General features: G+C 64.9%; 17 protein-coding genes. 7 read left to right on the top strand and 10 right to left on the bottom strand.

What is annotated here, in order from left to right:
- Positions 1–11: 11 nt before the first annotated feature.
- From SPH52_RS02900 to SPH52_RS02875, 6 genes are all read left to right on the top strand, one after another.
- Positions 12–791, top strand: coding sequence for an NAD(P)H-flavin reductase (locus SPH52_RS02900; protein WP_411793492.1), 780 nt, complete (start codon positions 12–14; stop codon positions 789–791).
- Positions 788–1,501 carry a dihydromonapterin reductase gene (folM, locus tag SPH52_RS02895; protein WP_411793491.1) on the top strand — a complete coding sequence of 238 codons (714 nt, stop codon included), beginning with the start codon at positions 788–790 and terminating at the stop codon, positions 1,499–1,501. The genes SPH52_RS02900 and folM overlap by 4 nt, the downstream gene beginning before the upstream one ends.
- 40 nt (positions 1,502–1,541) lie before the next feature.
- Positions 1,542–1,667 (top strand): hypothetical protein, encoded by a 126-nt coding sequence (locus SPH52_RS02890; RefSeq protein ID WP_411793490.1) that lies wholly within the window; start codon positions 1,542–1,544, stop codon positions 1,665–1,667.
- A gap of 344 nt (positions 1,668–2,011) precedes the next feature.
- Positions 2,012–2,176, top strand: a complete 165-nt coding sequence (locus tag SPH52_RS02885; RefSeq protein WP_411793489.1) for a hypothetical protein — start codon at positions 2,012–2,014, stop codon at positions 2,174–2,176.
- A gap of 2 nt (positions 2,177–2,178) precedes the next feature.
- Positions 2,179–3,261, top strand: a complete 1,083-nt coding sequence (locus SPH52_RS02880) for a 3-deoxy-7-phosphoheptulonate synthase (RefSeq protein ID WP_411793488.1) — start codon at positions 2,179–2,181, stop codon at positions 3,259–3,261.
- A 79-nt stretch (positions 3,262–3,340) separates the two neighbouring features.
- Positions 3,341–3,853 (top strand): DUF3087 family protein, encoded by a 513-nt coding sequence (locus tag SPH52_RS02875; protein WP_411793487.1) that lies wholly within the window; start codon positions 3,341–3,343, stop codon positions 3,851–3,853.
- Between the two features lies 1 nt (position 3,854).
- Here the strand turns inward: SPH52_RS02875 and hemB are convergent, their stop codons facing one another.
- Complete coding sequence (gene hemB, locus SPH52_RS02870; RefSeq protein WP_411793601.1) at positions 3,855–4,853, bottom strand: porphobilinogen synthase; 999 nt, start codon at positions 4,851–4,853, stop codon at positions 3,855–3,857.
- 242 nt (positions 4,854–5,095) lie between these two features.
- On the opposite strand from hemB, the gene elbB reads away from it, so the two are divergent.
- The gene (gene elbB, locus SPH52_RS02865; protein WP_411793486.1) at positions 5,096–5,758 is read left to right on the top strand and encodes an isoprenoid biosynthesis glyoxalase ElbB; all 663 of its coding nucleotides are present in this window, start codon (positions 5,096–5,098) and stop codon (positions 5,756–5,758) included.
- A gap of 90 nt (positions 5,759–5,848) precedes the next feature.
- On the opposite strand, the gene tatC is transcribed toward elbB, so the two are convergent.
- The 9 genes from tatC to hslU form a co-directional block, all read right to left on the bottom strand.
- On the bottom strand, positions 5,849–6,634 hold the full coding sequence (gene tatC / locus SPH52_RS02860) for a twin-arginine translocase subunit TatC (RefSeq protein WP_411793485.1): 786 nt from the start codon (positions 6,632–6,634) through the stop codon (positions 5,849–5,851).
- Positions 6,631–7,068, bottom strand: coding sequence for a Sec-independent protein translocase protein TatB (tatB, locus tag SPH52_RS02855; protein ID WP_411793484.1), 438 nt, complete (start codon positions 7,066–7,068; stop codon positions 6,631–6,633). The genes tatC and tatB overlap by 4 nt, the downstream gene beginning before the upstream one ends.
- 6 nt (positions 7,069–7,074) lie before the next feature.
- Positions 7,075–7,344 (bottom strand): Sec-independent protein translocase subunit TatA, encoded by a 270-nt coding sequence (gene tatA / locus SPH52_RS02850; RefSeq protein ID WP_411793483.1) that lies wholly within the window; start codon positions 7,342–7,344, stop codon positions 7,075–7,077.
- 46 nt (positions 7,345–7,390) lie between these two features.
- Entirely contained in the window at positions 7,391–7,726 is a 336-nt protein-coding gene (locus tag SPH52_RS02845) for a phosphoribosyl-ATP diphosphatase (protein WP_411793482.1), read from the bottom strand.
- A 30-nt stretch (positions 7,727–7,756) separates the two neighbouring features.
- The gene (gene ubiB / locus SPH52_RS02840) at positions 7,757–9,379 is read right to left on the bottom strand and encodes a ubiquinone biosynthesis regulatory protein kinase UbiB (RefSeq protein WP_411793600.1); all 1,623 of its coding nucleotides are present in this window, start codon (positions 9,377–9,379) and stop codon (positions 7,757–7,759) included.
- The gene (locus SPH52_RS02835) at positions 9,379–10,017 is read right to left on the bottom strand and encodes an SCP2 domain-containing protein (RefSeq protein ID WP_411793481.1); all 639 of its coding nucleotides are present in this window, start codon (positions 10,015–10,017) and stop codon (positions 9,379–9,381) included. Before SPH52_RS02835 ends, ubiB begins: the two co-directional genes overlap by 1 nt.
- 7 nt (positions 10,018–10,024) lie before the next feature.
- A complete protein-coding gene (gene ubiE, locus SPH52_RS02830) occupies positions 10,025–10,792 on the bottom strand; it encodes a bifunctional demethylmenaquinone methyltransferase/2-methoxy-6-polyprenyl-1,4-benzoquinol methylase UbiE (RefSeq protein ID WP_411793480.1) in 768 nt (255 codons plus the stop codon).
- Between the two features lie 107 nt (positions 10,793–10,899).
- Positions 10,900–11,283, bottom strand: coding sequence for a gamma-butyrobetaine hydroxylase-like domain-containing protein (locus tag SPH52_RS02825; protein WP_411793479.1), 384 nt, complete (start codon positions 11,281–11,283; stop codon positions 10,900–10,902).
- Positions 11,284–11,353: 70 nt separating this feature from the next.
- Positions 11,354–12,676 carry an ATP-dependent protease ATPase subunit HslU gene (gene hslU / locus SPH52_RS02820; RefSeq protein ID WP_411793478.1) on the bottom strand — a complete coding sequence of 441 codons (1,323 nt, stop codon included), beginning with the start codon at positions 12,674–12,676 and terminating at the stop codon, positions 11,354–11,356.
- Positions 12,677–12,678: the final 2 nt, after the last annotated feature.

The raw sequence follows: 12,678 nt of genomic DNA, 5'->3' as shown, positions 1-12,678 counted from the left end.
AAGAGGCCTGCATGACCCCGAGGACCCTGACCTGCCAGGTGACGGCAGTGGAGGACCTGACCCCCGACGTGTTCCGCGTGCGCCTGGAAGGACGTGCCGAGGCCATGGCCCACGAGCCGGGTCAGTATCTCGAACTCAAGCTTGATGACGAGACCTGGGTACCGTTTTCCATTGCCAGCGCCCATGCCGGCGACGGTACCCTTGAGCTGCACATCCAGCACTGGCCGGAGCGCGAAAACTCCGCCCGCCTGCGTGAACTGATCGTGGTGGCGCATCACCTGACGGTGCGCCTGCCAGACGGCGACTGCGTGCTCGACCCGACTAGCCAGCGCCCGCTGCTGCTGGTCGCTGCCGGCACAGGCTTTTCCCAGATGAAGGCCATCGTCGAAGCCTCGCTGCATCAGGCGCCGCAGCGGCCCATCGAGCTGTGGTGGGCATCCCGCGAACGCCGCGACCTGTACCTCGAGAGCCTGCCACGGGAGTGGGCCGAGCAGCACGACAGCGTACACTTCCATGTGGTCACCGAGGTGGCGCCGGAGCCCCCGGTGTCTGGTGTGCGTACCCAGGGGCACCTGGGCCGAATTGACCAGGCGCTGGCCGCCGGGCTCGAAGATATCAGCGCGTATGACGTCTATCTTTCCGGCTCGCCGGGCATGGTCTACGCCTGCGTCGACGTGCTGGCCTCGCTGGGCCTCGAGCCGTCGCGAGTCTTCTCCGACGTCTTCGCCTATGCGCCGCGTCAGCCGCTGGTACCCACCGCCGGCGTGCTGCGTCGGGGGAGCGCGCGGTGAGTGCCGCGCCTATCCTGATTACCGGAGGTGGCCAGCGCCTGGGGCGTCACTGTGCCGAGCGTCTGGTAGAGGATGGCCATCCCGTCATCGTCAGCTACCGGCGCGAGCGGCCCGAACTCGAAGCCATGCGCAAGCGCGGCATCGTGACGCTGCAGGCGGATTTTGCCAGTGAGAGCGGCATTCTCGACTTCATTGCCCGGCTAAAGGAAGAGACGCCTACGCTGAGGGCCATCGTGCACAATGCCAGCGACTGGACTCGCGATGCTCGGGGCGAGGCCGCGGGGGCTGCATTCGAGCAGCTGTTCCGCATCCACATGCTGGCGCCCTACCTGATCAATCTGCACTGTCGCGAATTGCTCGAAGCCTGCGGCGAGCCACAGCGCGATATCGTGCACATGACCGACTACCTGGTGCAGAAGGGCTCGAAGCAGCATATCGCCTATGCTGCCACCAAGGCGGGGCTTGCCAACCTGACGCTCTCCTTCGCGGCAATGTATGCCCCGGCGATCCAGGTCAATGCCATTGCCCCGGCCTTGATCATGCTGGCCGAAGGTGACGGTGAAGAGTATGCCGAGAAAGCCAAGGCGAAGTCGGCGATGGGAATGGTGCCTGGGCCGGGGGTGATCTATCAGAGCCTGCGCTACCTGCTCGACAACCGCTACGTCACCGGTATCACGCTTCCAGTCGATGGCGGTCGCCACCTCCGCTAGAATACTCCTCCCCCTGATAACTCGTGAACGAGGAACCAACATGGCGAACGACCATGACTTCAAGGACGACAGCGGCCTGCTGTCGATAGTGCTGGGCTTGGTAGTGCTGGTGAGTATGACTGCGCTGCCGGCCACGATCGGCTGGTACCAGGTGATCACGGGCTGACGGCCGCGCTTGCCAAGCCTGTGCTGATCGGGCACGATAAAGCCAGAACATTGGAGACGACCATGACACCGAACCGACCCTCGACCGCAAACGCCTTCGACCGCGCCCCCCGCGCGGAGCAGGTGCGTGGTGTTGGTTTCGGTGGTCAGTATTGGTACTGGTTTAGTGCCGGTGTGCCGGCGGCTGGGTCCTGAGCGAGGACAGCCGCAAAGGCACACCCTAACCGGGTTGCCTCCCCAGAAACCCCCCGGTCGGCAACCCCGATCGGGGGTTTTGCGTTGTGGGGGGCGCGAGATAGCCAGGCACATTTGACCCCGATCGAATTCAACCACAGGAGACGCACCATGACCGCACGCAGCGCCACTTTCGCCGCCCAGGCCCGCCACGACTATTATGGCTGGGGCTATGGCTGGCGATTTAGCGCCACGCGGTCGGCCCAGTGCGCCACCTCCGACCGTGAGATGTCCGGTGGCAAGACGACACGATGTTTGCCGACCTCACGGAGTTGACCATGAATGCCCCAGCATCCCTCGCTGAACACCTGGCCGATAGCCATGCCGATCTCTCTGTCGACGCCCCCAGCCGGGCGAGTATGACGCTACCTACCCCTGGCGAGCTGCGCAGCCGCCTGCCCGTCGCGCCTCGGGTGGCGGAACGCCTCTCGGCCCAGCGCCGGGCCATCCACGATATCCTGTGTGGGCGCGACGACCGCATGCTGGTGGTGGTCGGCCCCTGTTCGATCCACGACCCCATGGCGGCACTGGAGTACGCCCACCGACTGGCCGAGCTGGCCCACAAGGTAGACGACCGGCTGCTCCCGGTCATGCGGGTCTACGTGGAAAAACCGCGTACCACGGTGGGTTGGAAGGGGCTGGCCTACGACCCTGACCTGGACGGCAGCGGCGACATGGCGCGTGGCCTGCACCTCTCCCGCCACCTGATGCATGAAGTCGCTGCGCTGGGCCTGCCGGTCGCCACCGAGGTGCTGCAGCCAATGCTGGCCGCCTACCTCGATGACCTGCTGGCCTGGGTCGCTATCGGGGCGCGCACCACCGAGTCGCAGCTGCATCGGGAGCTTGCCAGTGGCTTGGAGGCGGCGGTGGGATTCAAGAACGCCACCAGTGGCGAGGTGGGCGTCGCAGTGGACGCCATCCACGCCGCGGCGCATCCGCACCGGCATTTCGGTCTCGACGAGCAGGGTCGGCCCGCACTGCGCGAAACGTCGGGCAATGTCCACGCCCACATGGTGCTGCGTGGCGGTCATCATGGGCCCAATTACGACAGTGGCTCGGTACGCGCCGCTCGTGAGGCGCTGGAGAATGCCGAGCTGCCGGCAAGGCTGATGGTCGATTGCAGCCACGCCAACGCACGCAAGGATCATCGCCGCCAGGCCGAGGTGCTGCGTGACGTGGTGGCGCAGCGAGCGGCGGGTGAAACGTCTCTCATGGGACTGATGCTGGAGAGCCACCTCGAGGAGGGCAAGCAGCCGCTGACCCCCGGCGCGCTGCGCTATGGTGTCTCGGTCACCGACCCCTGCCTGGGCTGGCAGGCCACCGAGGCTTTGCTGCTGGAAGCGGCCGAACGGCTACGCTGACTCTCGGTCGCGGGGCGACTGTACCTCGGCGGGCGATGCCGGGATAATCCCGGCATCGCATCGCCACAGGAGCCCCTCCATGTCGTTCATCTTCGAACACCACGATCCCGAAACCTACCGTCGCAAGGCGAAAATCATCAGCGTTGCCATGGCGGGTCAGCTGATCGTCTTCGGCCTGGTGTTCTCCCAGCTATTGGTGGCGACCTTCGGTTCTAGCCTGTGGCTCAACGCCTTGGGTGTATTTCTCGGGTTGCTGTTCACTAGCCTGACCTTTGCCGTGCTGCGCGAGCGCCCGTGGATGCGCGAGATGCGCTATGTCTGGCAGCTCAAGCACCATCTCTCCCGGCTCAGCGGTTATCTCGCCACCCTGCGCCGCGAAATGGAACAGGGCAACGGCGTGGCCCTGCACCTGATGACGGCCTATCACCAGGGCATGGCCCAGTTAGCCGAGCTCAATGGTCGTACTCTGGATGACGACAGCGAGCTGATCGGTGAGCGCGCCAGGGTTCGCCAGCTCCGCGAGGAGCGTGGGCTCTCCGCTCAGGTCGAAGGCTTCGACCCCCACGACCTGGCGGCCTTCAAGAGGGGTTGAGCTAGCCAGCCAGGAGCCGGGCGGCGCGCTTGGCGAAATAGGTCAGCACCCCATCGGCGCCGGCGCGCTTGAAGCACGTCAGCGACTCGAGGATGACCTCGTCGGCATCGAGCCAGCCGTTGTCGAAAGCGGCCATGTGCATGGCGTATTCACCGCTCACCTGGTAGGCGTAGGTGGGCACCCGGAGCTCGTCCTTGACGCGTCGCACCACGTCCAGGTAGGGCATGCCGGGCTTGACCATCACCATGTCGGCACCTTCGGCCAGGTCCAGCGCCACCTCGTGCAGTGCCTCGTCGCTGTTGGCCGGGTCCATCTGGTAGGTGCGCTTGTCGGCCTTGCCCAGGTTGGCGGCCGAGCCCACCGCATCGCGGAAGGGGCCGTAGTACCTCGAGGCGTACTTGGCGCTGTAGGCCATGATGCGCACGTTGTGCAGATGCTCCTGCTCGAGCACCTGGCGAATCTCGCCGATACGACCATCCATCATGTCCGAGGGGGCGACCACGTCGGCACCGGCCTCGGCGTGGGACAGCGCCTGCTTGAGCAGGGTCTCCACGGTGCGGTCGTTGAGCACGTAGCCGTTTTCATCGATGATGCCGTCCTGGCCGTGGATGGTGTATGGGTCGAGGGCCACATCGGTGATGATGCCGAGTTCCGGCACGGCAGCCTTCAGCGCGCGTACGCTACGTTGGACCAAGCCGCTGGCGTTGTAGGCTTCCTCGGCCAGTTCGCTCTTCAGCGTTTGGTCCACCACCGGGAATAGCGCCAGGGCGGGAATGCCGAGGTCGTGTGCCTCGCGTGCCTCCTCTATCAGCAGATCCAGCGACAGCCGCTCTACGCCCGGCATCGATGGCACGGCCTCGCGGCGCTGCTCGCCGTCGAGCACGAACACCGGCCAGATCAGGTCAGCGGCGGTCAGGGTCGATTCCCGCATCAGGCGGCGCGAGAAGTCGTCACGGCGCATGCGGCGCATGCGTGTGGCGGGGAACTGGCGCGTGGTCATGAAACTCAAGATGTTCTACTCCGGCTGTGGGGCCGCGTTGCACCCGTGGACCATGGCGTAACGGAGGTGTGCCCCGGCAAGGATAACTGTGCGATGACGTCGAATACGTTGCATCGAGTATATCAGTGCTACCCCGTGCGGGAAGTCACGCCTTGTCGCACCCGGTCCGACTCTCTAAAGTGTTGGCTTCAGGATTAAGGCAGAGCCCTTCATTCGAGGCGCCTCATTACAAGGAGAAAGGCATGAGCAAACAAGTGGCGGTCATTCTGTCGGGCTGCGGCGTTCAGGACGGCTCGGAGATCTACGAGACCACCCTGACCCTGCTGCGGCTGGATCAGTTGGGTATCGGCTATCGCTGCTTCGCGCCTGACATCATGCAGCATCATGTGATCGACCATCGTAGTGGCGATGTCGTCGAAGGCGAGTCGCGCAGCGTACTGACCGAATCGGCGCGCCTGGCGCGGGGCGATATCGCCCCGCTGGAGGAACTCGAGGTCGACGAGTTCGACGCGGTGGTTCTGCCCGGTGGCTTCGGCGCGGCCAAGAACCTGTCGAATTTTGCCGAAGCCGGCAGCGAGATGGAGCCGCTCTCGGAACTGGTCGAGGCGGTGGCGCCATTCTACGAGGCGCGCAAACCCATCGGCCTGATGTGCATCGCCCCGGCCTTGGTGCCCAAGCTGTTGGGGCCGGGCATCGCAGTGACGATTGGCCACGATCCTGGCGTTTCCGGTGCGATCAGCTCCATGGGCGGTCTGCATCGCAGCTGTGGCGTCGAGGATATCGTGGTGGACTTCGAGAACCGCGTGGTGACCACCCCGGCCTACATGCTCGCTACTCGCATCAGCGAGGCCGCCACAGGCATCTTCAAGCTGGTCGACCGTATCGACGAGCTGATGGACCTGTAGGCGTCGCTGAGCCCGATGAAAAGCGCCCCCCGCTAGGCAAGAGCGGGGGGCGCTTCGCGTTCAGACCTGGGGTGGGCAGTGCTGGTCAGTTCAGGCGTCGTCACGTTCTTCGGCCGGTGTCGCCTCGTTCTCCTTGCGCTTCTTGCGCCTCACCAGGCGGCCGAACAGGATGCCCACCTCGTAGAGCAGGTACATGGGCACGGCGAGCAGGCTCTGCGAGATCACGTCAGGTGGTGTCAGCAGCATGCCGACCACGAAGCAGCCGAGGATGATGTAGGGCCGTTTCTGCGTCAGGCTTTCCACCGTGGTGGCACCGGAAAGAATCAGCAGGAAGGTGGCGATGGGGATCTCGAAGGCCACGCCGAAGGCGAAGAACAGCTTGAGGACGAAGTTCAGGTACTGGTTGATATCGGTCATCACCGCCACGTTCTCCGGCCCGGTCTGGGTGAAGAACTGGAACAGCAGCGGGAATACCGCATAGTAGGCGAAGGCCGCACCGGCATAGAATAGCCCCACGCTGGAGGCGAGCAGCGGCAGGGCCAGGGCTTTCTCGTTGTCGTAGAGCCCCGGGGCGACGAAGGCCCAGGCCTGGTGCAGCACGTAGGGAATGGCGACGAATACCGCCACCACCAGGGTCAGCTTGAACGGAGCCAGGAACGGTGAGGCCACCTCGGTGGCGATCATCTGGGAACCTTCCGGCAGCATGCCCATCAGCGGCTGGGCGACGAAGGTGTAGATCTCGTTGGCGAAGGGGTAGAGCCCCAGGAAGATCACGAAGATCGCCAGCACGGCGCGCAGCAGTCGCGAGCGAAGCTCGATCAGATGCTCGATCAGGGGAGCCTGGCCAAGTTCCTGCTTGTCGTCGGAGTCGCTCATCGGGAAGCGGCGTCCTTGTCATCGTCGGAGGAGGAGGGCTTGTCGCCTGCCGCCCTGGCATCGGCCAGGGCATCATCGAGACGCGCAGCGGCCGGCGGCGTTTCGCCGTCGGCCTTGCGTTCGACGGCATCTGGCCGCTCATCGTCGCCCTTGCGGGGCGTCGACGACGAGTAGGGCTGGGCGATGCTCTCCACGTCGCGCTTGGCCTTGTTCAGGCTCTCGTCGAGCTTGGTCTGCTGCTCCTTGAGCTTCTGGCGCAGCTCCTCCGCCTCGAGCTGGGAGTTGATCTCGCGCTGCATGCTCGACACGGTGCGCTTGATCTTGCCGACCCAGAGCCCCGCCGTGCGCGCAGCCTTGGGCAGGCGCTCCGGTCCGAGCACGAGCAGGCCAACGATCCCCAGGATCAGCAGTTCCAGGAAGCCGATATCAAACATGGAGGCTTACTTGCGCTCTTCCCGTTCCTCGACACTGTCCGAGGCCTTCTTCTCCTCGGCGCGGACGTCATAAGTATTGGGTTGCTCTTCGTGGGTCACCTTGGCCTGGGTCTTGTCGCCCTTGCCTTCCTTGTCTTCCTCGTTGACGGCCTGCTTGAACCCTTTGACCGCGCCACCCAGGTCGGAGCCGACGTTACGCAGTTTCTTGGTGCCGAAGATCAGGATGATGATGCCGAGTACGATCAGCAGTTGCCAGATACTGATGCCACCTAACATGAAACTTACCTCTGATTCGGGTTTCCGGCGGATCCGGAAGACATTTTTACTTTGACCTTGCGGCCTTCTCTTCGTGCCCGGAAATTCCGAAGCGGCGGGCCAGCTCATCGAGCACGTCCCGGTGGTCGAGTCCGAGATGCGACAGCATCACCAGGCTATGAAACCACAGGTCGGCGGTTTCGGCGACCAGTGCCTTGCGTTCAGCGTCGCCACCGGCCTCCGCATCCTTGGCTGCGAGCAGGGTTTCAGTGGCTTCCTCGCCGATCTTTTCGAGTATCTTGTTAAGCCCCTTGTCATGCAAGGCGGCCACATAGGATTCGGCGGGATCGGCACTACGGCGTTGGCTCAGCACGTCGAAGAGTTCGTCGAGAATATCACGCATGGGAGCGATTCCGGTTGCGGTGAGTCAAGTTCATTGCCAAGCCAGCAGCAGCAGACCAAGAAGGCCTGCGACCAGGACCGGCCAGGGTTGCGTGGCGGCCCATTCGCTGAGCGGCTGCCAGGCCAGTGCCAGCCCGGCCAGCAGCAGCCCCAGGCGCAGGCGGCGGCCACCGCGACGCCCTTCGCGCAGCTGGTGCTGGATGCCGCCCAGGGCCTGGGCCTGGCGGCGCCGCTGACGATGTTCGCGTTCGATACGGCTCAGCGCCTGGTGGGCCACGGAGGGCAGCTCGGGCAACTGGCGTGAAAGCTCCGGTGCCTGGCGCTTGATCGACTCCCACAGGCCCACCGCTCCGGCGCGCTCGTGCATCCAGCGTTCCAGGTAGGGCTTGGCGGTGCTCCACAGGTCGAGGTCGGGATAGAGCTGGCGCCCCAGCCCCTCGATGTTGAGCAGGGTCTTCTGCAACAGCACCAGCTGCGGCTGGACCTCCATGTTGAAGCGGCGCGCGGTCTGGAACAGGCCCAGCAGCACCTGGCCGAAGGAGATGTCCTTGAGCGGCTTCTCCAGGATCGGCTCGCACACCGTGCGGATGGCGGCGGCGAACTCGTTGGCGCGGGTATCTTCGCCCACCCAGCCCGACTCGATGTGCAGCGCGGCGACTTCGTAGTAGTCCTGGCGGAAGAAGGCCAGCAGGTTGCGCGCCAGGTAGTCTTGGTCCTCGCGGGTCAGGCTGCCGACGATGCCACAGTCGATGGCGATGTACTGTGGGTCGTTGGGGTGCTCGCGGGAAACGAAGATATTGCCCGGGTGCATGTCGGCGTGAAAGAAGTTGTCGCGGAACACCTGGGTGAAGAAGATTTCCACGCCGCGCTCGGCGAGCCGCTTGAGATCGGTGCCCTGGGCCTTCAAGGCGGCGATGTCGGCCACCGGGATGCCATGGATACGCTCCTGCACCATGACCCGTCGACGGGTATGCGACCAGTGCACCGTGGGCACGTGAAGTAGCGGTGAGTCCTTGAAGTTGCGCTTGAGCTGCGAGGTGTTGGCCGCCTCCTTGTGCAGGTCGAGCTCGTCGAACAGGGTGGCCTCGTAGTCGCGCACCACTTCCACAGGGCGCAATCGGCGCGCTTCGGGGATCAGGGTCAGCAGGCCTGCCACCCGGTACATCAGCGCCATGTCCTGACGCATCACGCGGTCAATGGCGGGACGGATGATCTTGACCACCACGTCTTCGCCACTGTGCAGGCGAGCGGCGTGCACCTGGGCGATGGAGGCCGATGCCAGTGGCTCGGGCTCGAAATGGGCGAAGGCGGCGTCCAGCGGCATGCGCAGCTCGGATTCGACGAGCGCACGGGCTTCGTCGGCGGGGAAAGGGGGCACCTGGTCCTGCAGACGCCTGAGTTCGTCGGAGATCTCCTCGGGTAGCAGGTCGCGGCGCGTGGAGAGCAGTTGGCCGAACTTGACGAAGATCGGACCCAGTGACTCCAGGGCCAGGCGCAGGCGCTCACCGCCCGAGCGCCGTCCCACCGGTACCAGGCGCAGCGGCGAGAGCAGGAAGGCCAGGCGCAGCCACCAGGGCAGGCGCTGCAGCGGCAACAGGGTATCGAGGCGATAGCGGGTGATCACCCACATGATGCGCAGCAGGCGAAGCCCCATCATGACGAACCCTCGCATTCCAGACCTCGGCGCAGCCTGGCCAGGCGGGCCTCGAGGCGGTCGGTGGCCATCTCCAGCTCGGTGAGATGGTCGCGCAGGGTCTCGAGTTGCTGGTGGCCGGGTAGCAGGCGCGCCTCTTCGAAAACGTATTCGGCGATGTCGGCGCGCATCTCCTCCTGGGCGCGCAGGCCCCAGCGTGCCACGCGCCTCAGCCCCTCGGCCAGGCTGTGGGCGGGCACCTCGCCCAGCCAGCGCGCCAGCTCCGCTTCCCAGTCGATGTCGAGATCGAAGAACAGCTCGCGAACCTCGTCGAGCATGTGCACGTGTCCACGCACCGCCAGGCGCCCGCGGAACATCAGCCGCTCCAGCGATTCGCCACCCAGCAGTTCACCCAGCGTCTCGGCATCGAGTTCGACCACGACATCGGCGCTGCCTTCGTCGGGTTCCTGCTGTCGCATCAGGTCGACGCCATATGGATGGAAACTCAGCAGCAGCGTCAGCGAGGGGCGTTCCAGACGCAGCAACAGCCGGCTGCCGGCCAGCCGGGCCAGGCGCGTGGGTGCAGCCAGGTCGCGGGCGAGCAGGGCATTGAGAGTGCGCTCGATGCCGGCCAACAGCAGGGGCGGAGTCAACGTCATTGCGACCTCAAAGCTTGATGCCGCGATGCAGGGCGACGATGCCCCCAGTGAGATTGGTGTACTCGACCCGCTCCAGTCCGGCCGTCTCCATCATGCTCTTGAGCGTCTCCTGGTCGGGATGCATGCGAATCGATTCGGCCAGGTAGCGATAGCTGTCGGAGTCGCCCGCCACCATCTGGCCCATGAAGGGCAGCAGGCGGAAGGAGTACTCGTCGTAGGCGCGGGTCAGCACGGGGTTGTTCGGCTTGGAGAACTCCAGTACCAGCAGCCGGCCACCGGGCTTGAGCACCCGGGCCATGGAACGCAGTGCGGCGTCCTTGTCGGTGACGTTGCGCAGCCCGAAGGCGATGGTGATGCAGTCGAAGCTGTTGTCGGGAAACGGCAGGCACTCGGCATTGGCCTGCACGTACTCGACGTTGCCGCCGACGCCGTTGTCGAGCAGCTTGTCGCGACCGACCCGCAGCATCGATTCGTTGATGTCGGCCAGCACCACCCGGCCGCGGGGACCGACCATGCGCGAGAACTTGAGCGTCAGGTCACCGGTACCTCCGGCGATGTCGAGCACGCTATGGCCGGGGCGTACCCCGCTGCGCTCGATGGTGAGACGCTTCCACAGGCGGTGGATGCCCAGCGACATGAGATCGTTCATGACGTCGTAGCGCGCCGCCACGGAGTGGAAGACGTCGGCCACGCGCGAGGCCTTTTCCTCTACCGGCACTTCCTGGTAGCCGAAGTGAGTGGTGCGCTGGTCCCCGGGGGTGGAGTGAGGGCTCATGCGAAAAGGGCTCCCGAATCGCTGCGGAAAGGTGAGGACAGGGCCTCTTGGTGCGCCACATTGTAGCCTTCCCCCGGCGCCCTTGTCTTTGACCTGCTGACAGGCTGCTAGAGTTGCTTGATCTCGATGCCCAGCGGCTCCCGGCTGGCGCCGGCTTTCTCCAGGCGCTGGAGGTAGTCGGCCCAGTAGGCCTCGCGGTGCTCGATCAGCTCATGCAGGTACTCCCAACTGAACAGACCGCTGTCATGGCCATCGTCGAAGGCCAGCTTGACGGCGTAGCGGCCCACCGGCTCGATGTTCTTCAGGCCGACGTGCTTCTTGCCGACCTGCAGCACGGCCTGACTGGGGTGGTGGCCGCGCACCTCGGCGGAGGGGGAGTAGACGCGCAGGTACTCGACCGGCAGGCGGTGGCTCTCACCTTCGGCATAGGTGAGTTCCAGCTCGCGGGCCTTCTTGTGATAGTGGATCTTGCTGGGGATGGGGGCAGTCATGCAGGGCTCCACTGGCATTGGTGAAGCGCGGCTGTCCGGGCCGCGCTTGGACGACTACTCACATGACAGCTTAGAGAATATACCGCGACAGATCCTCGTCCATGGCCAGCTCGGCGAGCTGGGAGTCGACGTAGTCGGCGTCAATGGTCAACGGGCCGCCGAAATCGGCGCCCTTGAACGAGGCGTCTTCCAACAGTCGCTCCATTACCGTATGCAGGCGTCGCGCACCGATGTTCTCGGTGCCTTCGTTGACCTTCCAGGCGATCTCGGCGATGCGCTCGATGCCGTCTTCGGTGAAGTCGATCTCGAGCCCTTCGGTGGCCAGCAGCGCCTTGTACTGCTTGGTCAGGGCGGCGGAAGGCTCGGTGAGGATGCGCTTGAAGTCTTCCGGCGTCAGCGCTTCGAGCTCGACCCGGATCGGCAAGCGACCCTGCAGCTCGGGGATCAGGTCCGACGGACGCGACAGGTGGAAGGCGCCGGAGGCAATGAACAGGATGTGATCGGTCTTGACCATGCCGTACTTGGTGGAGACCGTGGAGCCCTCGATCAGTGGCAACAGGTCGCGCTGAACGCCCTCGCGGGAGACCTCTCCTCCACTGGACTGGCCGCTGCCTTTGGCCACCTTGTCGATCTCGTCGAGGAAGACGATGCCGTTCTGCTCCACGGCGTCGATGGCGCGGTGCTTGATCTCCTCCTCGTTGACCAGCTTGGCGGCTTCCTCGTCGCGCAGCAGGGCGAAGGCGTCCTTGACCTTGACCCGGCGGGTCTCGGTCTTGTGGCGGCCCATGTTGGAGAACAGACTCTGCAGCTGACTGGTCATCTCCTCCATGCCCGGCGGGGTCATGATGTCGATGCCTGGTCCCTGAGGGGTGATCTCGATGTCGATCTCCTTGTCGTCGAGGTCGCCCTCGCGCAACTTCTTGCGGAAGATCTGGCGAGTGGAGCTGTCGCTGCGCGAGCTCTCCTCCTGGCCACGAGGTGGCGGCAACAGGGCGTCGAGGATGCGGTCCTCGGCGGCGTCCTCGGCGCGATGACTGACTTCATCCTTGGCTTGTTCGCGCACCAGCTTGATGGCGGCCTCGGTGAGGTCGCGGATGATCGACTCGACGTCGCGTCCGACATAGCCCACCTCGGTGAACTTGGTCGCCTCGACCTTGATGAAAGGCGCACGGGCCAGCTTGGCCAGGCGTCGGGCGATCTCGGTCTTGCCCACCCCGGTGGGCCCGATCATCAGGATGTTCTTGGGCGTGACTTCCGGGCGCAGGTCGTCATCGAGCTGCATACGCCGCCAGCGGTTGCGCAGGGCAATGGCCACGGCGCGCTTGGCGTCCTGCTGGCCGACGATGAACTGGTCCAGGGCGTGGACGATCTCGCGTGGGGTCATCTGTGACATGG

The organism is Halomonas sp. A29, from assembly GCF_046723295.1.
In the GTDB taxonomy this organism is placed as follows: Bacteria; Pseudomonadota; Gammaproteobacteria; order Pseudomonadales; family Halomonadaceae; genus Halomonas.
Note: the sequence above shows the minus strand (reverse complement) of the source record. Positions and strands in the feature narration are given on the sequence as shown.

Bases quoted from the DNA above. Each gene is read 5' to 3' on its own strand.
- SPH52_RS02835 (WP_411793481.1), bottom strand. From the start codon at position 10,017: ATGACGTTGACTCCGCCCCTGCTGTTGGCCGGCATCGAGCGCACTCTC.
- SPH52_RS02880 (WP_411793488.1), top strand. From the start codon at position 2,179: ATGAATGCCCCAGCATCCCTCGCTGAACACCTGGCCGATAGCCATGCC.
- elbB (WP_411793486.1), top strand. From the start codon at position 5,096: ATGAGCAAACAAGTGGCGGTCATTCTGTCGGGCTGCGGCGTTCAGGAC.
- SPH52_RS02875 (WP_411793487.1), top strand. From the start codon at position 3,341: ATGTCGTTCATCTTCGAACACCACGATCCCGAAACCTACCGTCGCAAG.
- SPH52_RS02885 (WP_411793489.1), top strand. From the start codon at position 2,012: ATGACCGCACGCAGCGCCACTTTCGCCGCCCAGGCCCGCCACGACTAT.
- ubiE (WP_411793480.1), bottom strand. From the start codon at position 10,792: ATGAGCCCTCACTCCACCCCCGGGGACCAGCGCACCACTCACTTCGGC.
- SPH52_RS02890 (WP_411793490.1), top strand. From the start codon at position 1,542: ATGGCGAACGACCATGACTTCAAGGACGACAGCGGCCTGCTGTCGATA.
- ubiB (WP_411793600.1), bottom strand. From the start codon at position 9,379: ATGGGGCTTCGCCTGCTGCGCATCATGTGGGTGATCACCCGCTATCGC.
- SPH52_RS02900 (WP_411793492.1), top strand. From the start codon at position 12: ATGACCCCGAGGACCCTGACCTGCCAGGTGACGGCAGTGGAGGACCTG.
- tatB (WP_411793484.1), bottom strand. From the start codon at position 7,068: ATGTTTGATATCGGCTTCCTGGAACTGCTGATCCTGGGGATCGTTGGC.
- hslU (WP_411793478.1), bottom strand. From the start codon at position 12,676: ATGTCACAGATGACCCCACGCGAGATCGTCCACGCCCTGGACCAGTTC.
- hemB (WP_411793601.1), bottom strand. From the start codon at position 4,853: ATGACCACGCGCCAGTTCCCCGCCACACGCATGCGCCGCATGCGCCGT.
- tatC (WP_411793485.1), bottom strand. From the start codon at position 6,634: ATGAGCGACTCCGACGACAAGCAGGAACTTGGCCAGGCTCCCCTGATC.
- tatA (WP_411793483.1), bottom strand. From the start codon at position 7,344: ATGTTAGGTGGCATCAGTATCTGGCAACTGCTGATCGTACTCGGCATC.
- SPH52_RS02825 (WP_411793479.1), bottom strand. From the start codon at position 11,283: ATGACTGCCCCCATCCCCAGCAAGATCCACTATCACAAGAAGGCCCGC.
- SPH52_RS02845 (WP_411793482.1), bottom strand. From the start codon at position 7,726: ATGCGTGATATTCTCGACGAACTCTTCGACGTGCTGAGCCAACGCCGT.